Genomic DNA, 20,489 nt, shown 5'->3' with positions numbered 1-20,489 from the left:
TGACGATTCCCCTGCAGGAGGTCGCCTGATGGCCTTCTATGTGCTGCGCCGGATCCTGACGATGATCCCGACGCTGCTGGTTATCTCGTTGCTGACCTTCATCATCATCGAGTTGCCGGCGGGGGACTATATCTCCAATCAGATCGCGGCCCTGAGGGCTGCGGGAGAGAGCGCGTCGATCGCCAAGCTGGAGTTCATGCGCAGCGAGTTCGCGCTCGACCGCCCGTTCCTTGAACGCTATCTGATCTGGGTCGGGCTGTGGCCCGGACCGCACGGCTTCGACGGGCTGATCCAGGGCAACTGGGGCTGGTCCTTCGAATACGACAAGCCGGTGGCGGAGGTCGTCGGCCCGACGCTGCCGCTTACCATCGTGCTGAACACGGCGACCATCCTCTTCGTCTATGTCGTCTCCTTTCCGATCGGCATCTACTCGGCCACGCGGCAGTACTCCTGGGGCGACTACGGCTTTACCCTGGTCGGCTACATCGGCCTTGCCACGCCGAACTTCCTCCTCGGTCTGATCCTGCTGTATTTCTCCAACCGATGGTTCGGCCTGTCGATCGGCGGATTGATGGACCCGCAATACATCGGCGAGCCCTGGAGCGTTGCCAAGGCGCTGTCGATCCTGGCGCATCTGATCGTGCCGACGATCGTGATCGGGACCGCCGGTACCGCCGCGATGATCCGCCGGCTGCGGGCCAACCTGCTCGACGAGCTGCACAAGCAATATGTCACGACCGCGCGCGCCAAGGGCATGCGCGAGGCCCGGCTCTTGCTCAAGTATCCGCTGCGCATGGCGCTCAACCCCTTCATCGCCGACATCGGCAACCTGATCCCCTCGCTGGTGTCGGGGTCGGTGATCGTGTCGGTGGTGCTGAACCTGCCGACCGTCGGGCCGGTCCTGCTCAATGCGCTGCAATCGCAGGACCAGTTCCTCTCCGGCTTCGTTCTGCTCTTCGTGGCGATCTTGACGCTGTTTGGCATGCTGGTGTCCGACCTGCTGCTCGCCGTGCTCGACCCGCGCATCCGCCTGGGCGGAAAGGCGCCGTCATGACCGTGCAGGGAGGCGATCCGCTGGATCGGGATCACTATGTGAACCCCGAGCCGTTCAACCCGACCGCGGCCGAGACGCTCACGCCGGAGCAGGAGCGCTACTACCAGGCCTCGCAGTGGAAAATCATGTGGTGGAAGTTCCGCCGCCACAAGCTGGCCGTATGGTCGGGCGCGATCCTGATCCTGTTCTATCTGGCCGTGCCCTTTGCTGAGCTGATCGCGCCCTATACGGCGAACGAACGCGCGAACGATCACCTCTATTCGCCGCCGCAGGCCGTCCATCTCTTCCATGAAGGCCGGTTTGTCGGTCCCTTCGTCTATGGACTGGAGGCAAGCGTCGATCTGGAAACGGTGCGCTGGGTCTTCACCGAAGACCGGACCGACGTGCAGCCGATCCGGTTTTTCTGTTTCGGGTCGCAGTACAAGTTCTGGGGCCTGATCGATGGCAGTTTCCGCCTGTTCTGTCCGGCGGAAGGCGGCACGCTCTTCCTGCTCGGCACGGACAGGCTGGGCCGCGACGTTTTTTCCGGGCTGGTCTACGGCGCGCGCCTGTCGCTCACCGTCGGTCTGGTCGGCGTGACCATCTCCATCGTGCTCGGCCTGTTCTTCGGCGGGATCGCCGGCTTCTTCGGCGGCATCATCGACAGCCTGGTCCAGCGCGTGATCGAGATCCTGCGCTCGCTGCCGGAGCTTCCCCTGTGGATGGCGTTGTCCGCAGCACTTCCCGTCACCTGGTCGCCGGTGTGGATCTATCTCGGCATCACCGTGATCCTCGGGCTGCTCGACTGGCCGGGGCTTGCACGCGCGGTGAGATCGAAGCTGCTCGCGCTGCGCGAGGAGGAATATGCCCGCGCCGCGACACTGATGGGCGCCACCCCCTCGCGCGTGATCCGCAAACATCTGCTGCCGGGTTTCACCAGCCACATCATCGCCTCCGCCTCGCTATCGATTCCGGCGATGATCCTGGGCGAGACGGCGCTCTCCTACCTCAATCTCGGGCTGCGGCGCCCGGCGGTGTCCTGGGGCGTGCTGCTCAACGAGGCGCAGGATATCTCGGTCGTTGTGGTCTATCCGTGGCTGATGGCGCCGGTTGTCCCCATCATCATCGTCGTTCTTGCGTTCAATTTCCTCGGCGACGGTTTGCGTGATGCCGCCGACCCGTATAAGTGAGGCGGAACGCGCGGGGGCGTGTGCTGGCAAACCGGAGACGAGAATGGCGAAGAACGCATCGACCGCTGACGGCTGGGACGAGGAATACCGGGCCGGACGCTGGTCGTTCCTGCGCGATCTGCCCGAAAGCGGTCGCTATGGCATCATCGGCATGTGGCTGTCGCTGACGGAGACGCTCGACAGCGTGCTCGACATCGGCTGCGGCGAGGGGCTGCTCTACGAGCGCCTGCAGCCGATGGGTATCAAGCGCTATGTCGGCGTCGATCTGGCGCCGGCCGCGCTCAACATCGCCAATGTCGATCCCGACCTCGCCTCGCTGCGCGCCGGCGATCTGCACACCTTTACGCCGGAGGAGGGCGAGACCTTCTCCGCCATCGTCTTCAACGAGGTGCTGCATTTCTCCGACGATCCGGCCGCTGCAGTTGCGCGCTACGTTCCGTTTCTGGCGCCGGGCGGCGTGATTGCCGTGTCGATGTATTCGCCCAAACGCCTTGAATCCGGTGCCAACCGCCTGATTTCCCGCCTGTGGGAAGCCACCGACGGTGTGGAGTGGGACGTTCTCGACGACTACCGGCTGACCTCCGACAAGAAGAACGTCACCTGGCGGTTGCGTCTGGTCAGGCCGGCGATCTAACGCGCGGCCAGAAGTGCGCCGGCGCGCAGGAAGCGCGCGCCGGGATGGGCCCGCAGGATGGCGAAGGTCTTGTCCAGAAAGTCGAAACAGGCGTCGTTCTGCGCCAGATGGTGCGACAGGATGCCGAGCGGCTCGTCCGCATTGGTGCGCCGTCGGGCGAGCTGGTAGTCGAAGCGCAGCGCGGCCGAGCGCCAGCCGATGAAGCGCCGGTCCTTCTTCCATTTGATCATGTCGATATGGGTCTGCAGATAGGGCAGGGCGCGCGGGTGAAACTGCGTGAAGGTGGATGAGGCCACCAGTCCGGCCTCCGGCAGGCGGCGCGCGATCTGCGGTGACAGACGGTTCCAGGGCGGCACGAACACCGGCACGAACCGCGGGCCGAACAGGGCCGTGAGCCTTTCGCAGCCACCCTTCAGCAGACGGATCGCCTCATCGGCATCGCGGCGCGATCCGAACTCCGCCGCCTTTTCGCCGCGCGCCTTGTCCTGATGGTTTCGGTGTTCGTACCCGTGCTGGAGCACCGCGACGAAGGGCTCGTTCGCGATTCGCTCCGCAAGCGCCTCGGTCGCCTCCCTCGGGATCACCGCAAGCGAGACCTCGATGTCATGCGTGTTGGCGATGGCGATCAGGCGATCGAGCGCCGGCGTCGGTTCGACGGCGTCGTCGTCGCGCCACCAGACCGGAACGCTCAAGCCCCGTTCGGCGAACCAGTCGAGATGCGCCTCGAGTTGCGCGCGGAAGTCGCTGAACCCGTCGTCGGTCATCGGCTTCGCCGCTCCAGGTCGTCCATCAGGATCTCGGCGCTGCGTTCCGCCCCGCCCGTTTGAACGGTAAACCGGCGTTTCGGCAGGGCGAGGGCGTCGTCGATGGCGCCGGCCAGGGCTTCCGACGTCAAGGACGCTTCCGGGGTGACGACCGCCCGCCCTTGGCGCTGCAGCGCTTCGGCGCGTTGCTGCTGTTCGGTTTCCTTGATCTGGGCGAAGGGCACAAAGACTGCCGGAACGCCTGCCCGCAGGACATCAAGCACCGTGTTGTAGCCGGCCTGACTGACGGACAGCCGTGCGCGGGCCAGAAGCGAAGGAAAGTCCCGCCGTGCGCGCTCCAGGACAATGCCGGTTGAGGCCTTGTTCGAAAGTGCATCGAAGGTGGCGGCGTCGATGTCATGGCCGGCAAGCAGCCGCCAGGTGCAATCGCCGGCGCGCCGGGAGAGCGGGCGGGCGTCGATGGCCGCTGCCAGAAGGTCGGCGCCGACGGCCCCGCCGCCGCAGGAGACGATCACCTCGTCCTCGCCGTCTCCGTCCGGCGCATCAGGGCGACCGGTCGAGGTGTCGACGAAGCCGGTGTAGCGCAGGAGCGGCGCGATACGATCGGTGAAGGGGAAACTGTCCTCAAGCCGGATGAACTCCGGATCGGAATGCACCAGCACGCGGTCGTAGAAGGCCTGGGCAAGCTCGGCCATCTGCTCTTCCTTCCAGAGCTGCTGCTTGCGCACCAGGATGTCGCGGATCGACGCTGCGACAAGCGGCGGGCGATCCAACGCCCGGGCGGTCGCGGTCAGAGCCTCCATCTCGAAGGCGAAGGGACGGCGGCCGAAGGGCCAGGTCTCGCTCAGAAGCAGGTCATAGGGCCGGGCGGTGAAGGCGCGAAGGGTCGCCTGCCGGCGGGCCGTCTTCCAGCCGTCGTCTATCTCCCGTCCCTCGGGCGTCAGGAACGTCTTGAAGCGGGCGTCGGCGGCGCGCACTGGCGGCAGTTCGACGATCTCCAGTCCACCGACATCGGCATGCGGCGGCAGCGTGTTGCCGGTGGCGAGTGTCACCGCCACGCCCCGCTCGGCGAGCGCGCGCCCGATCGCGGCGGCCCGCAGCACATGGCCGGTCCCCAGCAGATGTTGGACGTGGATGAAGGCGGAGAGGGTCATGACGGCAAGGTCCCGCTTCGGGCGGCATAAGTGGCGCCGGCCGCTTGCATCAAGGCATCGAGCCGCTGCGCCCCACTGGCGAGGCTGTGACGCTTGGCGATGTTCGCCCTCGCGCCACCGGCAAGACGCGCCACAAGGCCGGGATCGTCGATCAGACGGCGGATGTTGGCGGCGAATGCGGTCGTGTCGCCCTCCGGTGACAAAAGCCCGCTGCTGCCGTCGGCAACCACCTCCGGTACGCCGAAGGTGTCGCCGCCGACAACGGCAAGCCCGCTCGCCTGCGCTTCCAGAAAAACGAAGCCGAAGGCCTCGCGGATCGCCGGCCAGACGAGGACGTCATGGCGGGCGTAGAGCGCGGGCATGTCATCCTCCGCAAGGGCTCCGGTGAAGGTGACGCGCGCGGGATCGAACCACCCTGCGATTTCCGTCCGGCAAGGCCCGTCGCCGGCTATGGTCAGTTGCCAGGGCCGCCCCGCCAGCAGGGCAAGTGCGTCCGCGAGCAGTCTGTAGGAGGCGTGCTTGTCTCCGGGCCGCATCATCCCGACCGCCAGCAGCCGCAAGGGCGAGGTCGCCGCACTGCGCGACGACGCCGCATCGCGAAACGGTGCCTCGTCAAGGAACGGCGGACAGATCTCCAGCCGGTCGGCCGGCACGACCTCCTTGAGGCAGCCTAGGTCGGCGCTGTGCAAGGCAGCGACCCGGTCGGCGCGGGCGAGGGCCGCATCGGCTGCGGCGAATCCGTGCGACCAGGGGCCGGTGCGACGCTTGGGCGCCCGGCTTGCCTCGATCACGACGTAGGGAAGGTCGAAGGCGCCGGCCAGTGCGGGGCCGATCCAGTCCGGCGCCTTGTGGTAGAGGTGGTAGGTCAGGAACGCGTCGGGCCGGGTGCCGTCAGATCGCCATTCGCGCGCGATCCGCGCTGCCTCGCGTCGGGCCTCGGCCTCCAGCGCAAGCTGCATGTCGACGCCGCCGTCCCTGCGCCAGGCGCGAAACCGCGAGGCGACCGAGACTTCGTGCCCGGCCGTTTCCAGCGCGCGCAGGATCAGCCGGCCCATGGTGCGATCGCCGGACGGCACAGGATCGTCCAGCGGTTTCATCGGAGCGGTGAAGGCGATGCGCATCGCTGTGCCTTACAGGATCTTGCGAAACCGGTCTGCCAGAAAATCGAGCCCCGGGTCGGCGGAAAACCGGGCGCGGACGTCCTGTGCCGCTGCCTGGCCGAGCCGGTGGCGGGTGTCGGGCGAGCGGATCAGCGTTTCCAGCGCGGCAGCAATCGCCGAGCGATCCGCCGGCGGAACCAGAACGCCGGTCTCGCCATCGCGGATCAGTTCGGGAATCGCGGAGACCCTGGTGGCGAGGCAGCACAGGCCCATTGCCTGCGCTTCCATCAGCACGTTCGGCAGCCCGTCGCGGTCGCCGGACTTGGCGACCTTCGATGTCAGGACGAACAGGTCCGCGCGGCTGGCCGCGGCAATCACATCCTCGCGCGGACGCGCGCCCTGCCAGGAGATGCGGTCCGTCAGGCCAAGGCGCTCGGCGAGCGCCTTCAGGTCGTCGGCCTTTTCCCCGCCGCCGATATGGTCGAAGTGCCAGTTGAGCGAGGCGGGCAGGGCCGCCAGCGCATGCAGCAGGTCGTCATACCCCTTCTTTTCCACCGCGCGCCCGACGGAGAGCAGGCGCACGGGCGCGCCGGTCGCGCCGTTTGCCGTGCCGGGCGGCCCGTCCGGTTGCGGAAAGGGCGAGAAATCCAGCCCGTGGTAGACGAGGTCCACCTTGTCCGCAGTCCCGGCGAGCGCGTTCAGGTGATCGACGTTGACCTTCGTGCAGGTCACGCCCCAGGCGGCATCGGCGAGCTTAACCTTCAGGTCCCACTCCGCACTCGTCCAGATGTCCTTGGCGTGAGCGGAAAACGACCAGCGCCGGCCCGACAGATGCGCGGCATACCTGGCAACGGTGCAGGGCGTGTGCAGATAATGGGTGTGGATCCAGGAGACGTCGTCGGGAAGCTCGTGGGCAAGCACGCAGGCCTGGCCCCAGCGCCGCTGCCGCCCGGCATTGGACTCGCGCGCGAAGTCCGCCTCGAAAAGCGCGCGCGCCTCCGCATAGGTCGGCTGCGCCTGCGCCCAACGGCGTGCGCGGGCAACGCGGGCCGGGTCATCCTTCAGATACTCGGGAAGATAGAGAACATCGGCGGTGATCTTGCGATGCACCTCGTGGATGAAGGGATCATAGGGCTTGCGCAAGGCGACGATGAGCTGGTCGATCCCGCGTGTCTGAAGCCCGTGGATCTCCTGGGCGATGAAGGTTTCCGACAGGCGTGGATAGCCTTTTACGACGACGGCGAGGCGCGACATGTGATCCTGGTCTTCAACAGGGTTCAAGGGGCAGGCGAGACGCGGGTCAGTCCCCGCCGCGCGCAGTAACGCGCAGCGCATCCGCGCGCGGCTTGTCCGCCAGGATGGTTTCGACGCGGTCGCCGATCACGTCCAGTCCGCCAAGCAGATTGTCGATCCCGGCCGCGGACGGAGGGTTCGAGTTCGGCAGGGCAACGAGCGCCGCGATCATCTTGTCGACATCGGGGTAGTCCTCGATCGGAAGCACCTTGAGCAGGCCGATGGCCTGGGCCCGTGTCGCGCGAATGGACTGTTCCCGCCGCGGGACGACTCGCGGCACCATCAGCGTCGGCTTGTCGAACGACAGGATCTCGCAAAACGTGTTGTAGCCGCCCATTCCGACGATGGCCTTCGCGCCGGCCATATAAGGCTCGATGGTCGGCAGGAAGCGCAGGATATGGACATCGCGCAGGTGCTCCGCCCGTGCCAGGAATTCGGTCGCCGATGAGGCCGGCATGAAGGGGCCGAGAACGATCAGCGCGGGAAACAGCGGCTGCGAGCGGGCCTCATAGGCTCGCATCACCCAGTCGACCAGTTCGACGCCGTCGCCGCCGCCGCCAGGCGTGACGAGAATATAGGGTTCGTCGTCGAAGGGCAGCGGTTCGGTGATCTTGGCGTCGGCGGGAATGTCGCGGCGCAGGTATCCGGTGTTCGTCGCCTTGGCATGAACGGCGGGCGACAGGTCCATGCCGGCCAACGGGTCGTGCAGGTCGGGCGGTCCATAGATCCAGATCTCGTCGTAGAGCCGCTCGAGCGCTGGGTCGACGTTCTTGCGGGTCCATTCCTCGCGCAGATGCGCCGGGTCGTCCATCACGTCGCGCAGGCCGAGAACGAGCCGGGTCGTCCCGCGCGCCTTGAGCATCTCCAGCGTGCTGAGGATCTCGCCGCGCAATCCGAGCGGTTCCTTGTCGACGATCAGGATGTCGGGATCGAACACCTGCGCCGTGTGTTCGATGATCGACGAGCGAATCGCCAGAATGTGCTCGATGTTGAGCGACAGCGACAGCGGCGTGTATTCGCCATTCCTGAGCTTGATGACGCCTGGAATGCGAACGAAGTCGACGCGCGTGCGGAATTCGAAGCTGCCGATGATCGGGGATCCGGACAGGATCAGGACCGAGAGGTCGCCAAACCGCTCGGTGAGCGCATGCGCAATTGTCCGGCAGCGCCGCAGATGGCCCAGACCAAAGGAATCATGGCTGTAAATCAGCACTTTCGGGGAAGTGTTCGTCATTCGGCCCCATTCGGTCAGCGCAACCGGTGTCCGGCACGACCACGCATCCCCTCATACCCTTCTGCTCTAGCCCCGGCGTCAACGCGATGCAAGACCGGAACGGTCCGGTTGTCCCGGGCAAGGCGGAGCCCCGCCGGTTTCTGCGCCGCTCGCACGACCCGGACCGGAACGGTGGCCAAATGCATACTGCGCGAACTGGCGCTTTGAAAACACCGCGTTATGATGCGAGAAGATCGAGAGCGACCAACGCCAGCCAGGCACACAACCCCCTATGGAAAAAAGCCTCTTCCGCTTCATCTGGCAGTATAGCGCAAGGCAGCAGATGGTGATCCTGCTGATCACCGTGCTATCGTATCCGGTAAGCTATATCCTTTTGGAGCTGCCGAAGCTGATCGTCAACGACGCGATCCAGGGGGAATTGTTTCCCCGCGAGGTGCTGGGCTTCGAGTTCGACCAGATCTCCTATCTGGTGCTCTTGTGTTTCGCCTTCCTCGGCCTGGTGATCCTGTCGAACGGGATCAAGCTTGTTCTCAATGTCTACAAGGGGCGTCTTGGCGAGCGCATGCTCCGCCGGCTCCGCTTCGAGCTGTTTCAGCGGGTGCTGCGGTTCCGTCTTCCGCACTTCAAGAAGGTGAGTTCGGGCGAAATCATTCCGATGATCACCTCCGAGGTCGAGGATGTCGGCGGCTTCATCGGCGAGGCGGTGGCCTTGCCGGCCTATCAGGGCGGCATGCTCGCCGTCCAGATCGGCTTCATCTTCATGCAGGACCCGCTTCTGGGGTTGGCGGCAATCTCGTCCTACCCGATGCAGGCCTACATCATTCCCAAGCTGCAGAAGAAGGTCGTTCTGCTGTCCCGGCAAAGGGTGCGCAACGTGCGCGTCATCGCCGACAAGATCGGCGAAAGCATCACCGGGGTGTCCGAGATCCATGCCAACGATGCGTCGGCCTGGCATTCGGCCGACCTTTCCGATCGCCTCTATACCAACTACAAGATCCGCTTCAAAATCTTCAACTGGAAGTATTTCATAAAGTTTCTCAATAACTTCATGAATCAGTTGACGCCGTTCCTGTTCTATCTGATCGGCGGCTGGCTGGTGATTGAGGGCAACCTGTCGATCGGTGCGCTGCTTGCGGTGATTGCCGCCTACAAGGACCTTGCCGGTCCCTGGAAGGAACTTCTCGCCTACTACCAGATGGTTGCCGATGTCGACGTGAAGTACCAGACGGTGGTGGAAAACTTCGATCCGCCGGACATCTACCCCGTCGCCCGTCTGGTCACCGACGAGCCCGAGCCGCTCTCCGGCGCGCTGGCTCTGAAGAATGTCAGCGTCTCGGGAGGCGCGGCCGGTCAGGAGGCGTTCGACGTCACGGTGACGGTGGAGCCGGATCAACATCTCGCGGTCATCGGCCCGGACGGATCCGGCCGCTCGGAGGTGCTGCAGCTTGCCGCCGGCCTGCTTGGTCCGACAAGCGGGCGGGTCGAGATCGGCGGGCGAAACCTGGAGACCTTGAGCGAATCCGTGCTCGGCCGCCAGATCGCCTATGTCGGCCCGGCGGTGCATGTCTGGACGGGAACGGTGCGCGACAACATCTTCTACGGGCTGCGGCACCGGCCCCTGCGCCCGCCCGAACGGACCGGCGAGTCCAAGGTGGATTACGCCCGACGGCTCTCCGAGGCCCAGCTGACCAGCAACCCGCAATATGACATCGAGGCGGAATGGGAGGATCTGGACGCGCTTGCCTGTGCGGATGTGGACGACCTCGTCGAGCACGCGCTCGCCCTGATCGAGCTCACCGGCCTGGCGGCGGATGTGTTCCGCATGGGATTGCAGGCAACCATCGACCCGGAGTCTCAGCCGGAGTTCGCGGACGCGATCCTGGCCGCGCGCCGGGCACTTGCCGACCGGGTCGCGAATGACGACCGCTTTTCCGCGATGATCGAGCTCTGGCAGATCGACCGCTTCAACAACAGCGCCAGCGTCGCCGAGAACCTCCTGTTCGCGGCGCCCGCGGATAGCTCGATCGGGATCGACACCCTGGCGTCGGATCCCGACATCGAAGCGGCCTTGAAGGAGTCCGGGCTCTATGCGCGCCTGCTGGAGATCGGCCAGAAGATCGCCGAGACGATGGTCGAGCTCTTCGCCAACATCAGCGACGATTCCGGCCTGCTCGGCGATTATTCCTTCATCACCCAGGATGAATTGCCCGAGTTCGAGCGGATCCTGAGGGCTGCAAAGGTCGGATCCGGCAAGGGCGGGCTGACCCCGACCGACGAGCAGCGTCTCATCGGCCTTGCCTTCAAGCTGATTCCAGCCCGGCACCGCCTGGGCGTTCTCGACGACGACATGCGGGGCGAGATCGTGGCGGCCCGCGCCACCTTCCACAAGCGTATGGATCAGGCGGAGCGCCGTTTCGTCGTGTTCGACCGCGACCGTTTCGTCGCGCCGATGACCATCGAGGACAATCTCCTCTTCGGCCGGCCCCGCGTCGACCGGCGGGATGCGCGCGAGAAGATCGACAAGGTGATCCGGGCGCTCGTCGAGGAGATGGAGTTGCGCCGTCCGATCATCCGTGCGGGACTGGGCTTCCACGTCGGTGTGGCCGGGTCGCGGCTTTCGGCCGGCCAGCGCCGGCGGGTCGCACTGGTGCGTGCGTTGATGAAGAATGCGCCGGTGACGATCCTCGACGAGACGGCAACGGGAAACAGCGACGACGACAAGGCGCTGCGCAAGGTGATCCGCGAGCAACTCGACGGGCGCATGCTGCTGTTCGGGGCGTCGAATTTGATCGTCGCGGAGGAATTCGATCATAGTATCGTGATGAACCAGGGACGGATGACGGAGAGCGCGTCGGGGGATGACAATGCGGAGTGATCCGGGGTTCGCTCTCCTGTCCCGATCGTATCGAATGGCCCGAGCGCCGGTACGCACGGCGTGCCGCGTGCCGCCGGGCCGAAGGAGGATCTGTGACCCTAGACGCTGAAGTTGACGCCCTGCGTCGTGTGCCTTTGTTCCGGGGCATCGATGCCACCAAACTGAGGCTGCTGGCTTTCATCTCCGACCGGACGCATTTCGCGCCCGGAGAGGAGTTGTGCCGTCAGGGGGAGGAGGGCGATTCCGCCTTCATCATCCTCGAGGGCGAGGCGGACATTCGCGTTTCCACGCCGGATGGCGAAAAAACCGTCGCCCGGCTCGGGCAGCATTCCATTGTTGGCGAAATCGCGATCCTGTGCGACGTTCCGCGCACCGCAACGGTGGTGGCGGCAACGGAAATGGACGTCCTCACCGTATCGAAGGATGACTTTCTCCGGTTGCTCAAGGAATTTCCGGACATGTCGCTCGAGGTCATGCGCACGCTCGCGCAACGTCTGGAGCGCACGACACAAGACCTCGCGGCGCAAAAGGCGTCCGGCGCGGCAGCTTGAGGCGAGGAAACCGAGTGTCGCAGTCGTTGTCGCTGAAATTGTGGGGTGTGCGCGGGTCGACGCCCACGCCGGGTGCCGGAACGCTTCGCTATGGCGGGGAAACCACCTGTTTCGAGATCCGCGCCGGAGAGGATGCCATCCTGATCGATTGCGGGTCGGGTGCGCGCAATCTCGGTGTGGAGCTTCATGCCGCGCCGCCGCGCGCCTTCGACCTGTTTTTCACCCACACCCATCTCGACCACATCTGCGGACTGCCGTTCTTCACCCCCGCCTATGACGACCGCTTTTCCATCACGGCCTGGGCGGGGCATTTCGCCGACCGCTCCGGGCTGATGGATATCATCTGCCGGATCATGTCGCCGCCGATCTTTCCCGTTGCCGCCAACAAGCTGCGGGCGGTGTCCTTCCGCAATTTCCGGTCCGGCGAAACCGTTGAGCGCGGCGACGGCATCGCCCTGCGCACCGTCGGGCTCAACCACCCGGGCGGGGCCACCGGCTACCGGCTGGACCATGCCGGCAAGTCCATCTGCATCATCACGGATCACGAGCATGGCAATGCCGAGATCGATCAGGCCGTCCGGCGGTTCGTCGAAGGCGCCGACGTGATGATTTATGACGCCATGTACACGGATGACGAATACGACCGCTTCGTCGGCTGGGGGCATTCGACCTGGCAAAAGGGCATTGAGCTGGCGCTGGACGCCGGCGTCGCCTGTCCGGTTCTGTTCCATCACGACCCGCGCCGCACCGACGACCAGCTGGATGCGATCGGCGAAGCGGCGGCAAAACGCCATCCCGGGGCGCTTGTCGGGCGCGAGGGCATGGTGCTGACCCCGTAACGCACGATCACGTCGCGGTGACGCCGCCAGCGGTGAGTTGCCGGTGAGTTGGTTTGCGGTCTTTATGGCCGGAGGTGGGGCGTTCGCAAGTGCTCGATGCGGCCCGCACAACCGAAGCCGGCGGAGATGCGACGTGGACAATGGCAAGGCGGTTGCGCCCCCCCGGCGTCGGGACGGCTGGGTCGGCTACATTCTTCGCGGCGGTCCCCGGCAGGACGGAATCCCCGAACGGGTGCGGGCCGAGATCCGCATGCGCGAAAACAGCGCCGAACGCCTGATCGGCTGGGTCCAGCTCGCCATGGTGGTTTTCTTCGCCGGGCTCTATTCGCTTGCGCCGCGGGCCGAGGGCGCGGACGGGTTCAATTTCGTGCCGCTGGCGCTTGCCGCCTATTTCCTCTTCACGGTCCTGCGCGTCGGCCTGTCCTACCGCTTCGTCCTGCCGGCGTGGTACCTGGTGGTCTCGATTATTGTCGACGTGGCGCTCCTGTGCGCCCTGATCTTCTCCTTTCATATCCAGTACGGTCAGCATCCGACGTTTTATCTCAAGGCACCGACCTTGATGTATCTCTTCATCTTCATTTCCTTGAGGGCCCTGCGGTTCGATCCGCGGTTTGTCCTGATCACCGGTCTGGTGGGCGTTGCCGGATGGCTTGCGCTGGTCGGCTATGCGGTGCTCTCGGACATGGGAGACATGCGCATCACCCGCAATTACGTCGAGTATCTTACCTCCAACGCGATCTTGATCGGGGCGGAACTCGACAAGACGATCATCATCCTGGGTGTCACCCTGTTTCTGTCGGTGGCCCTGTACCGGGGGCGGCAGGTTCTGTTCGATGCGGTGCGCGATCACGCGGCCGCGGAAGATCTCAAGCGCTTTTTCGCGCCCGAGGTGGCTCACACGATCACGGATTCCGATGAGGCGCTGACCGCGGGGCGCGGAGAGATCCGCAAGGCCGCGGTTATGTTCATCGATATTCGCGGTTTCACACGCACGGCCGCTGGGCTGCCGCCGGCGACGGTGATGCAGGTGCTCGCCTGCTATCAGGAGGAGATGCTGGCTCTGATCTCCGCGCACGGCGGGCGGGTCGACAAGTTCCTGGGCGACGGCATTCTGGCAACCTTCGGTGCGGTGGAGCCGAGCGAAACCGCCGCCGCCGATGCCGTGCGGGCAGCCTGCGGGCTGCCTGCGGCCGTCGAGCGGCTGGTGCCCCGCGCGCTGGCCTGTGGATGGCCCGAGCCCCTGCGTGCTGGCGGAGCGGTGACCTACGGGGCCGTGACGGTCGGCGTGGTCGGGGCCGCGAACCGCCTGGAATTCACGGTTATCGGCAATACGGTGAACCGGGCGGCGAAGCTCGAAGACGCCAACAAGGCGCAGGCGACACGGGTGCTGACGGACCTGGAGACCTTCGAGTCGGCAAGGGCGCAAGGGTACCGCGAGGCGCCGCTCGACCTGCGCCCGGCCCGGGAGGTCGCCGGCATCGCGCAACCGGTGGACCTGGTGGTGCTGGCTTGAGAAGACCCCGCGCCCCGCACCAGGGCGCGTCTTACTTGACCGTCTGGCGGCTTCCTGCCACCAGTCTCCCCCGAATGCACTGCGAGGGTGGTGCCTGTATCGGGACGACAACTGGAGAGGACATATGAAACTGGGGGATACCATTTCCGCCGTGGTGACGGGCGGTGCGTCCGGGCTTGGCGCTGCGACGGCACGCCGTCTCGCCGCCTCCGGCGTCAAGGTCACGCTCTTCGACATGAACGTCGAGGCGGGTGAGGCCGTGGCAAAGGAAATCGGCGGCGCCTTCGTGGCGGTTGACGTCACCAGCGACGACAGCGTCACCAAAGGCTTCGCTGCCGCGCGCGAGCGCTTTGGCGTGGAGCGGATCCTGGTCAATTGCGCCGGCATCGCGCCGGTGGCGAAGACCACCTCCCGTGGCGAGCCGCACCCCATGGACATGTTCGAGAAGGTGATCGCGGTCAATCTCGTCGGCACCTTCCGCTGTATTGCCCATTCCTCGACCGCCATGACCGCGCTTGATCCCGTCACGCCCGACGGCGAGCGCGGCGTGATCGTCTCGACCGCCTCCGTCGCCGCTTTCGACGGCCAGATCGGTCAGGTTGCCTATGCGGCCTCCAAGGGCGGTGTCGCCGCCGCGACGCTGCCGATCGCGCGGGATCTTTCCAAATCGGGCGTGCGCGTGATGACCATTGCGCCGGGCCTGTTCGAAACGCCGATGCTGCTCGGACTTCCCGAAGAGGTTCAGGCCTCGCTCGGCCAGCAGGTTCCGTTCCCCTCGCGTCTCGGCAAGCCGGAGGAATATGCCAATCTCGTTGCGGCGATCGTCGACAACCCGATGCTCAACGGCGAGACGATCCGTCTCGATGGCGCCATCCGGATGGCGCCGCGCTGAGGCGGGTATTCTTTTTCGTCGTGACATGACAGCGGCCCGGATAAGTAGATCTGGGCCGTTCTATTTTATTGTGCGACTCTATGTTTGGTTGTAGACACGCGCAATCGTCCCCGTTTTCTGGAAATTCGCAAGTGGATCAAAGTATCCGTTCGGCCGTTCCCGGCGCCGCTCAGGCATCTCCGCCGGGCCGCCTGGCCGTTCTCGACGCCCTGCGCGGCTTCGCCGCCCTTGGCATCCTGTGGCGCAACATCTTCGTGTTCGGCATGCCGGCGGTGGCTTTTTCACTTCCCGAGGAATGGGGTGTGTCGACCGGCGCCAATGTGGCGAGCTGGCTGTTTGTCGTCATCTTCGTCGACGGCACCATGCGCGGATTGTTCTCGCTCCTGTTCGGTGCGTCCGCGATCCTGATCATGGAGAAATACGCCGTGCGCCCCGGCGGTCTTGCCGCTGCGGACCTCTATTTTCGTCGGCTGATGTGGCTGATCGTCTTCGGTCTCGTCCACGGCTATCTGCTGTTGTGGCCGCATGACGTTCTCTACGTCTACGGCGTCATCGGTATGTTCCTCTTCGTCTTTCGCAATCTTTCGGGCCGCTGGCTTCTGGTGATCGCCCTAATGATCTTCGCCGTGTCGTCACTCAAGGACGGCACCGGCTGGAGCCTTGCGGAAGATTCCATGAACGCTCTCGACGCCAAGATGATGCTCCAGGCGGCGCAGTCGCCGCCGGATGCACCGGGCGTCCCTGATCCCGGTCCGACGGAGGAGGAGGCGAGCACGGTTGACGGCTCCGACATCGAGCGGGCGATGCTGGACGATATCGAGCGGCTGGCGCTCTACGAGATCGAGGAGCATCTGCAGGACTACCCCGGTCTTGTGAAGACCATGGCGCTGCAGACGTTCCAGGAGCAGACCTCGGTGTTCGTGTCGGATCATTTGCTGGATGTCGGGGCGATGATGTTCTTCGGCATGGCGCTGTTCCGTCTCGGGGCCCTGTCTGGCGCATGGCCGTTTCGCGCCTATCTGGCGCTTGCGGTCGGCGGATTGGGGCTCGGCCTCCTGCTCGGATTCGGGATCCACGGGGCAACGGCGATCGAGGGTTGGGACGATTATTCGGTCGGGACGGCCGATGCCTATCTCTACAACGCCCGCCGGCTGGCATTGTGTCTGGGCGTCGTCGGCCTGTTCCATGTCCTGACGCATGCCCGGGCGACGGCGGCCGTCGTGCGGGTCCTGGCGCAGGTCGGACGGATGCCGCTGTCGGTCTACGTCAGCCAGACCATCGTCTGCATTACTGTGTTTTACGGCGTCGGCTTCGGACAGTTCGGAACGCTGGAGCATCATCAGCTGCTGATTGTCGCGCTGGCAATCAACGCGGTCCAGATCATCGTGGTCCTGCTTTGGCTGCGCCGCTGGCGTCAGGGGCCGCTCGAGGCGCTGCTTCGCCGTCTGGTGGAGGGAAAGGCGCGCGCCGGCTGATTTCCGCTGCGTCGCCATTGCCATGCGGGCCTGCCCTTCTACCCTAATTGTCACAAGCGCCGATGAAGGCGTGAGCGGCAGGGGAGGTCAGTGGGTGCAGCGCTTCAAGTCTATACGCCCGCGTGTTGCCAAGGACGCGGAAACGCGAAGACCCCGGGCTCGAAGAGGCCGGCTGGCGGCAGGCGTCGCCGCCGGGCTGTCCGCCCTGATGGTTCCACTGGCGGCGATGGCCTGTCCGCTCGCGCTGGTGCTGGCAATCGATGTGTCCTCCAGCGTTGATGCCAGCGATTATCGCTTGCAAATGCGCGGCCTTGGCGAGGCCTTCGAGGATCGCGAGGTCGTCGATGCGATCATTTCCAACGGCGGCGTTCTGGTGACGGCCTTCGAGTGGAGCGGCCGTAACCAGCAGGTTCCCATCGCCGACTGGACCTGGCTTGAGACGCCCGCCGCCGTGCAGACTTTTGCGGATCGTCTGGCCGGCGCATCGCGCAGTCACCACCGGTTTCCCACAGCACTCGGATATGCGCTGGGCCATGCCGCAATCCAGTTCAACCGCGCGCCGCGCGCCTGCGCCCGGCAGGTCGTCGACGTCTCCGGCGACGGAGTGAACAACGAGGGCTTTCCGCCGGCCAGCGCCTATCGCGCCTTCGACTTCTCCCGCACAACGGTGAACGGGCTCGTCATCCGGGGCGCGGATCCGGATCCGGTGGCTTATTACCGCGAGACCGTCATTCGCGGGCCCGGCGCCTTCGTGGAAACGGCGGAGAGCTTCGCCGACTACGGCACGGCGATGAAGCGAAAGCTGCTGCGAGAGATTGCCGGCAACGCCTTTGCCCGCAACAAGCCGCAAGGAGTGCCGCGGGCGGTTGCCTATCGGCAGTTCCGGCGCGAGGACGCGCCGTAGAGGCCGCCCTGACCGGACCCGGTGACGACGCCCGTCGAGGGCGGGCAGCGGCTCTCGGGCCGCGCCGGCATCGGCCGGCCGGAAAGACAGGCCTGATAGGCGGCGTTGAAATTGCGCTGCCAGTCGTCGAGGTCTGGACCGTTCAACGCGTCGAGCGTCGCAAGCCCTCCGCCGAGACGGGCGCCACGCCGTGCTCCGCGTACGCTCCAGCCGCCGGGGGCAGGGCCGGGGCCGGCAAGGCCGCCGACAATGGCGCCTTCCACTGCGGCTCCCGCAACGTCCTCGCCATCGATGCCGCGCGCACCGGCCCGGTCGGCATAGGCCGCGGCCTGGAGCGAGCAGGCATCCGGCTCCGGTCCGGAATCGGCAAGGCTTGCAGGCGCGCTGGCTAGAACCATCACAAGGGCAAGGAACCAGCCGCTGCGCGCAGTGGCGCCGGAGGCGGTGCGGTCGAACATGACTGGGTCGGCGGTCATGGCAGGATCCTCTCGGTCTCGTTGGCTCGGCGAAAAGCCTGTCCCCGACAAAGCGAACAGTGGCAGGTTGCCCTTCGATCGGGGCCATGGCGTGGCGCGCTCTGCATCCGGGCGGTCGGCGCTCCGTTTCCTGCCACGGCTTTGCGAGGGCAGGGCGAAAACGCGGCCATCCTATTCGGATTCTCCCTTCCGCATGCTTAACTCGGGCGCGCCGCGCAAGAATGGGCTTCACACCGGAGATATTTTAGGTCTAAAATATTTCCAACCGCCGGCAGAGCGGTGAGCCGTACAAAACGCGGCGTCAGAAGACGACAGACACCATCCAGAGGACCGCTGCTGACCGGATCGTGGCGTGCGGCGGGCCTGAGGGGAGAGACCAATGAAGCGTATTATTACTGCCGCGGTGACCGCGGCCGCAGTCGGCCTTTATGGTGCCGCCGCGCAGGCGGAAAGCCTGAAGATCGGATTCCTGGCGACCCTTTCCGGACCGCCGGCGGTTCTTGGCCAGCACATGCGCGACGGTTTCCTGCTGGGCGTCAAGCAGGCCGGCGGCAAGCTGGGCGGCCTCGACACCGAGGTCATCGTCGTGGACGACGAGCTGAAGCCGGACGGCGCGCTGACCAAGGTGCGCGGGCTGCTGGAGCGCGACCAGGTCGACATGATGGCCGGCGTGGTCTTTTCCAACGTGATGATGGCCGTCTACAAGCCGATCATCGACAGCGAGACGATTTTCGTCGGCGGCAACGCCGGTCCCTCGCCGATCGCGGGCCGCGCCTGCTCGCCCTATTTCTTCACCACGTCCTACCAGAACGACCAGAATCACGAGGCGATGGGCAAATACGCCGAGGACGCCGGCTACAAGCGCATGATCGTGATGGCGCCGAACTATCAGGCGGGCAAGGATTCCATCGCCGGCTTCAAGCGCCACTTCAAGGGCGAGATCGTCGACGAGCTCTACACCAAGCTCGGCCAGCTCGACTTCTCCTCCGAGATCACCCGCATCGCGGCCGCCAAGCCGGACGCCATCTTCACCTTCATGCCGGGCGGCATGGGCGTGAACCTGGTGAAGCAATATGCCCAGGCCGGCCTTGCTGGCGAGATCCCCTTCCTCTCCGCCTTCACCGTGGACGAGACCACGCTGCCGGCGACCCAGGACGCCGCGCTTGGCCTGCAGGCCGGCGCGCAATGGGCGCCGAACCTCGACAATGCGGCCAACAAGGAGTTCGTCGCAGCCTTTGAAGCCGAATACGGCTATGCGCCGGCAACCTATGCGGCCCAGGGTTATGACGCGGCCCGCCTGATCGATGCGGCGCTGAAGAAAGCCGGCGGCAAGGGCGACAAGCAGGCGCTGATGGCCGCCTTGAAGGAAGCCCCCTTCGAAAGCGTTCGCGGCGACTTTACCTTCAACACCAACAACTTCCCGATCCAGGACGTCTATGTCGTCAAGGCGGTCAAGCGCGACGACGGCAAATATGTCACCGAAACGGTCGAGAAGGTGTTCGACGACAAGGTCGACGCCTATGTCGACGAATGCCGGATGAACTGACGTCCGTTCGTCCTTCGGTCCGGGCCCCGCGCCCGGACCGTCTGCACTCCCATCGCCTCCGCAGTCATGCGCAACCGACGAGGTCGGACCGTTGAGCGCCACCCTTTTTGCCGTCCAGACGCTGAATGGCCTGCAGCTTGGCATCCTGCTGTTTCTGATCGCCGCCGGACTGACGCTCGTCTTCGGCGTGATGGATTTCATCAATCTTGCCCATGGCGTCCAATATATGCTCGGCGCCTATCTGGCGGTCGCGGGCTACGCCATCACCGGCACCTTCTGGGGCGCGATGCTGATTGCGCTCGTCGGCGCGCTGGTCGTCGGCCTTCTGCTTGAGGCCCTGATCTTCCGACATCTCTACGACCGGGATCATCTCGATCAGGTGCTGGCGACCTTCGGCGTGATTCTGTTTCTGAACGAGGCGGTGAAGGTGATCTGGGGCGCGGCGCCGCTGACGCTGCCCATGCCCGATCTTCTCTCCGGTTCCATCGAAATCATGGACGGCTTGCTTTACCCGGTCTACCGGATCGCCCTGATCGTCGCCGGTCTAGCGGTCGCAGCCCTTCTCTATGTGCTCGTCAGCAAGACCCGCGCGGGCATGCTGGTGCGCGCCGGCGCGACCAATGCGCCGATGGTCTCTGCCCTTGGCGTCGATATCCGCCGCCTGTTCATGCTGGTCTTCGGCTTCGGCACCATGCTCGCGGGCTTCGCCGGCATTCTCGCAGCCCCCATCCTGGTGGTGGAACCGGGGATGGGCGACAATCTGCTGATCCTCGCCTTCGTCGTGATCGTCATCGGCGGCATCGGCTCGATCCGCGGCGCGTTCCTGGCAGCGCTCATCGTCGGGCTGGTCGACACGCTGGGCCGGGGCTTTGCAACCGACATCGCCAAGCTGCTGCTTTCGCCCTCCGCTGCCAATGACGTCGGCCCGGCCATCGCCTCCATGCTGATCTATATCCTGATGGCGGGCGTGCTGTTCTTCCGGCCGACCGGCCTCTTTCCCGTGCGGGGTGGCTAAC

General features: G+C 65.4%; 18 protein-coding genes. 12 read left to right on the top strand and 6 right to left on the bottom strand.

What is annotated here, in order from left to right:
• Nucleotides 1-28 precede the first annotated feature (28 nt).
• The 3 genes from LC092_RS02720 to LC092_RS02710 are packed head-to-tail and all read left to right on the top strand — an operon-like array spanning nt 29 to nt 2,857.
• Nucleotides 29-1,054, top strand: a complete 1,026-nt coding sequence (locus tag LC092_RS02720) for an ABC transporter permease (RefSeq protein WP_224804791.1) — start codon at nt 29-31, stop codon at nt 1,052-1,054.
• Nucleotides 1,051-2,223, top strand: a complete 1,173-nt coding sequence (locus LC092_RS02715; protein WP_224804789.1) for an ABC transporter permease — start codon at nt 1,051-1,053, stop codon at nt 2,221-2,223. Before LC092_RS02720 ends, LC092_RS02715 begins: the two co-directional genes overlap by 4 nt.
• A 43-nt stretch (nt 2,224-2,266) precedes the next feature.
• A complete protein-coding gene (locus LC092_RS02710; RefSeq protein WP_224804787.1) occupies nt 2,267-2,857 on the top strand; it encodes a class I SAM-dependent methyltransferase in 591 nt (196 codons plus the stop codon).
• Here the strand turns inward: LC092_RS02710 and LC092_RS02705 are convergent.
• From LC092_RS02705 to LC092_RS02685, 5 genes are read right to left on the bottom strand one after another with little or no spacing between them, the layout of a single operon-like run.
• A complete protein-coding gene (locus LC092_RS02705; protein WP_224804785.1) occupies nt 2,854-3,621 on the bottom strand; it encodes a polysaccharide deacetylase family protein in 768 nt (255 codons plus the stop codon). The genes LC092_RS02710 and LC092_RS02705 overlap by 4 nt on opposite strands.
• Nucleotides 3,618-4,775, bottom strand: coding sequence for a glycosyltransferase family protein (locus LC092_RS02700; RefSeq protein ID WP_224804783.1), 1,158 nt, complete (start codon nt 4,773-4,775; stop codon nt 3,618-3,620). Before LC092_RS02700 ends, LC092_RS02705 begins: the two co-directional genes overlap by 4 nt.
• Nucleotides 4,772-5,896, bottom strand: a complete 1,125-nt coding sequence (locus tag LC092_RS02695) for a glycosyltransferase family 4 protein (RefSeq protein ID WP_224804781.1) — start codon at nt 5,894-5,896, stop codon at nt 4,772-4,774. Before LC092_RS02695 ends, LC092_RS02700 begins: the two co-directional genes overlap by 4 nt.
• 9 nt (nt 5,897-5,905) lie before the next feature.
• Complete coding sequence (locus LC092_RS02690) at nt 5,906-7,129, bottom strand: glycosyltransferase family 4 protein (RefSeq protein WP_224804779.1); 1,224 nt, start codon at nt 7,127-7,129, stop codon at nt 5,906-5,908.
• 46 nt (nt 7,130-7,175) lie between these two features.
• Nucleotides 7,176-8,402, bottom strand: a complete 1,227-nt coding sequence (locus LC092_RS02685; RefSeq protein WP_224804777.1) for a glycosyltransferase family protein — start codon at nt 8,400-8,402, stop codon at nt 7,176-7,178.
• Nucleotides 8,403-8,673: 271 nt separating this feature from the next.
• Between LC092_RS02685 and LC092_RS02680 the strand changes: the two genes are divergently transcribed.
• The 7 genes from LC092_RS02680 (at nt 8,674) to LC092_RS02650 (ending at nt 17,451) form a co-directional block, all read left to right on the top strand.
• Nucleotides 8,674-11,277: an ABC transporter ATP-binding protein gene (locus tag LC092_RS02680; RefSeq protein ID WP_224804775.1), complete on the top strand. Its 2,604-nt coding sequence runs from the start codon at nt 8,674-8,676 to the stop codon at nt 11,275-11,277.
• A 92-nt stretch (nt 11,278-11,369) separates the two neighbouring features.
• On the top strand, nt 11,370-11,828 hold the full coding sequence (locus LC092_RS02675) for a cyclic nucleotide-binding domain-containing protein (RefSeq protein ID WP_224804917.1): 459 nt from the start codon (nt 11,370-11,372) through the stop codon (nt 11,826-11,828).
• 14 nt (nt 11,829-11,842) lie between these two features.
• Nucleotides 11,843-12,667 (top strand): MBL fold metallo-hydrolase, encoded by an 825-nt coding sequence (locus tag LC092_RS02670; protein WP_224804773.1) that lies wholly within the window; start codon nt 11,843-11,845, stop codon nt 12,665-12,667.
• 133 nt (nt 12,668-12,800) lie between these two features.
• The gene (locus LC092_RS21235; RefSeq protein ID WP_224804771.1) at nt 12,801-14,180 is read left to right on the top strand and encodes an adenylate/guanylate cyclase domain-containing protein; all 1,380 of its coding nucleotides are present in this window, start codon (nt 12,801-12,803) and stop codon (nt 14,178-14,180) included.
• Between the two features lie 124 nt (nt 14,181-14,304).
• Nucleotides 14,305-15,072: an SDR family NAD(P)-dependent oxidoreductase gene (locus LC092_RS02660; RefSeq protein WP_224804769.1), complete on the top strand. Its 768-nt coding sequence runs from the start codon at nt 14,305-14,307 to the stop codon at nt 15,070-15,072.
• Between the two features lie 131 nt (nt 15,073-15,203).
• Nucleotides 15,204-16,547, top strand: a complete 1,344-nt coding sequence (locus LC092_RS21230; protein ID WP_224804767.1) for a DUF418 domain-containing protein — start codon at nt 15,204-15,206, stop codon at nt 16,545-16,547.
• Between the two features lie 208 nt (nt 16,548-16,755).
• A complete protein-coding gene (locus LC092_RS02650; protein WP_224804765.1) occupies nt 16,756-17,451 on the top strand; it encodes a DUF1194 domain-containing protein in 696 nt (231 codons plus the stop codon).
• On the opposite strand, the gene LC092_RS02645 is transcribed toward LC092_RS02650, so the two are convergent.
• Complete coding sequence (locus LC092_RS02645; protein WP_224804763.1) at nt 17,418-17,927, bottom strand: hypothetical protein; 510 nt, start codon at nt 17,925-17,927, stop codon at nt 17,418-17,420. The genes LC092_RS02650 and LC092_RS02645 overlap by 34 nt on opposite strands.
• Nucleotides 17,928-18,306: 379 nt before the next feature.
• Here LC092_RS02645 and LC092_RS02640 point away from each other — a divergent pair, with 379 nt between their 5' ends.
• Nucleotides 18,307-19,473, top strand: a complete 1,167-nt coding sequence (locus LC092_RS02640; RefSeq protein ID WP_224804762.1) for an ABC transporter substrate-binding protein — start codon at nt 18,307-18,309, stop codon at nt 19,471-19,473.
• Nucleotides 19,474-19,564: 91 nt separating this feature from the next.
• The gene (locus tag LC092_RS02635; RefSeq protein ID WP_224804760.1) at nt 19,565-20,488 is read left to right on the top strand and encodes a branched-chain amino acid ABC transporter permease; all 924 of its coding nucleotides are present in this window, start codon (nt 19,565-19,567) and stop codon (nt 20,486-20,488) included.
• Nucleotide 20,489 lies beyond the last annotated feature (1 nt).

It is taken from the genome of Stappia stellulata (genome assembly GCF_020176715.1).
In the GTDB taxonomy this organism is placed as follows: domain Bacteria; phylum Pseudomonadota; class Alphaproteobacteria; order Rhizobiales; family Stappiaceae; genus Stappia.
The sequence above is the reverse complement of the archived record's forward strand: the minus strand, read 5'-3'. Positions and strand labels throughout refer to the sequence as shown.

Bases quoted from the DNA above. Each gene is read 5' to 3' on its own strand.
- LC092_RS02720 (WP_224804791.1), top strand. From the start codon at position 29: ATGGCCTTCTATGTGCTGCGCCGGATCCTGACGATGATCCCGACGCTG.
- LC092_RS02715 (WP_224804789.1), top strand. From the start codon at position 1,051: ATGACCGTGCAGGGAGGCGATCCGCTGGATCGGGATCACTATGTGAAC.
- LC092_RS02710 (WP_224804787.1), top strand. From the start codon at position 2,267: ATGGCGAAGAACGCATCGACCGCTGACGGCTGGGACGAGGAATACCGG.
- LC092_RS02705 (WP_224804785.1), bottom strand. From the start codon at position 3,621: ATGACCGACGACGGGTTCAGCGACTTCCGCGCGCAACTCGAGGCGCAT.
- LC092_RS02700 (WP_224804783.1), bottom strand. From the start codon at position 4,775: ATGACCCTCTCCGCCTTCATCCACGTCCAACATCTGCTGGGGACCGGC.
- LC092_RS02695 (WP_224804781.1), bottom strand. From the start codon at position 5,896: ATGCGCATCGCCTTCACCGCTCCGATGAAACCGCTGGACGATCCTGTG.
- LC092_RS02690 (WP_224804779.1), bottom strand. From the start codon at position 7,129: ATGTCGCGCCTCGCCGTCGTCGTAAAAGGCTATCCACGCCTGTCGGAA.
- LC092_RS02685 (WP_224804777.1), bottom strand. From the start codon at position 8,402: ATGACGAACACTTCCCCGAAAGTGCTGATTTACAGCCATGATTCCTTT.
- LC092_RS02680 (WP_224804775.1), top strand. From the start codon at position 8,674: ATGGAAAAAAGCCTCTTCCGCTTCATCTGGCAGTATAGCGCAAGGCAG.
- LC092_RS02660 (WP_224804769.1), top strand. From the start codon at position 14,305: ATGAAACTGGGGGATACCATTTCCGCCGTGGTGACGGGCGGTGCGTCC.
- LC092_RS02650 (WP_224804765.1), top strand. From the start codon at position 16,756: ATGGTTCCACTGGCGGCGATGGCCTGTCCGCTCGCGCTGGTGCTGGCA.
- LC092_RS02645 (WP_224804763.1), bottom strand. From the start codon at position 17,927: ATGACCGCCGACCCAGTCATGTTCGACCGCACCGCCTCCGGCGCCACT.
- LC092_RS02640 (WP_224804762.1), top strand. From the start codon at position 18,307: ATGAAGCGTATTATTACTGCCGCGGTGACCGCGGCCGCAGTCGGCCTT.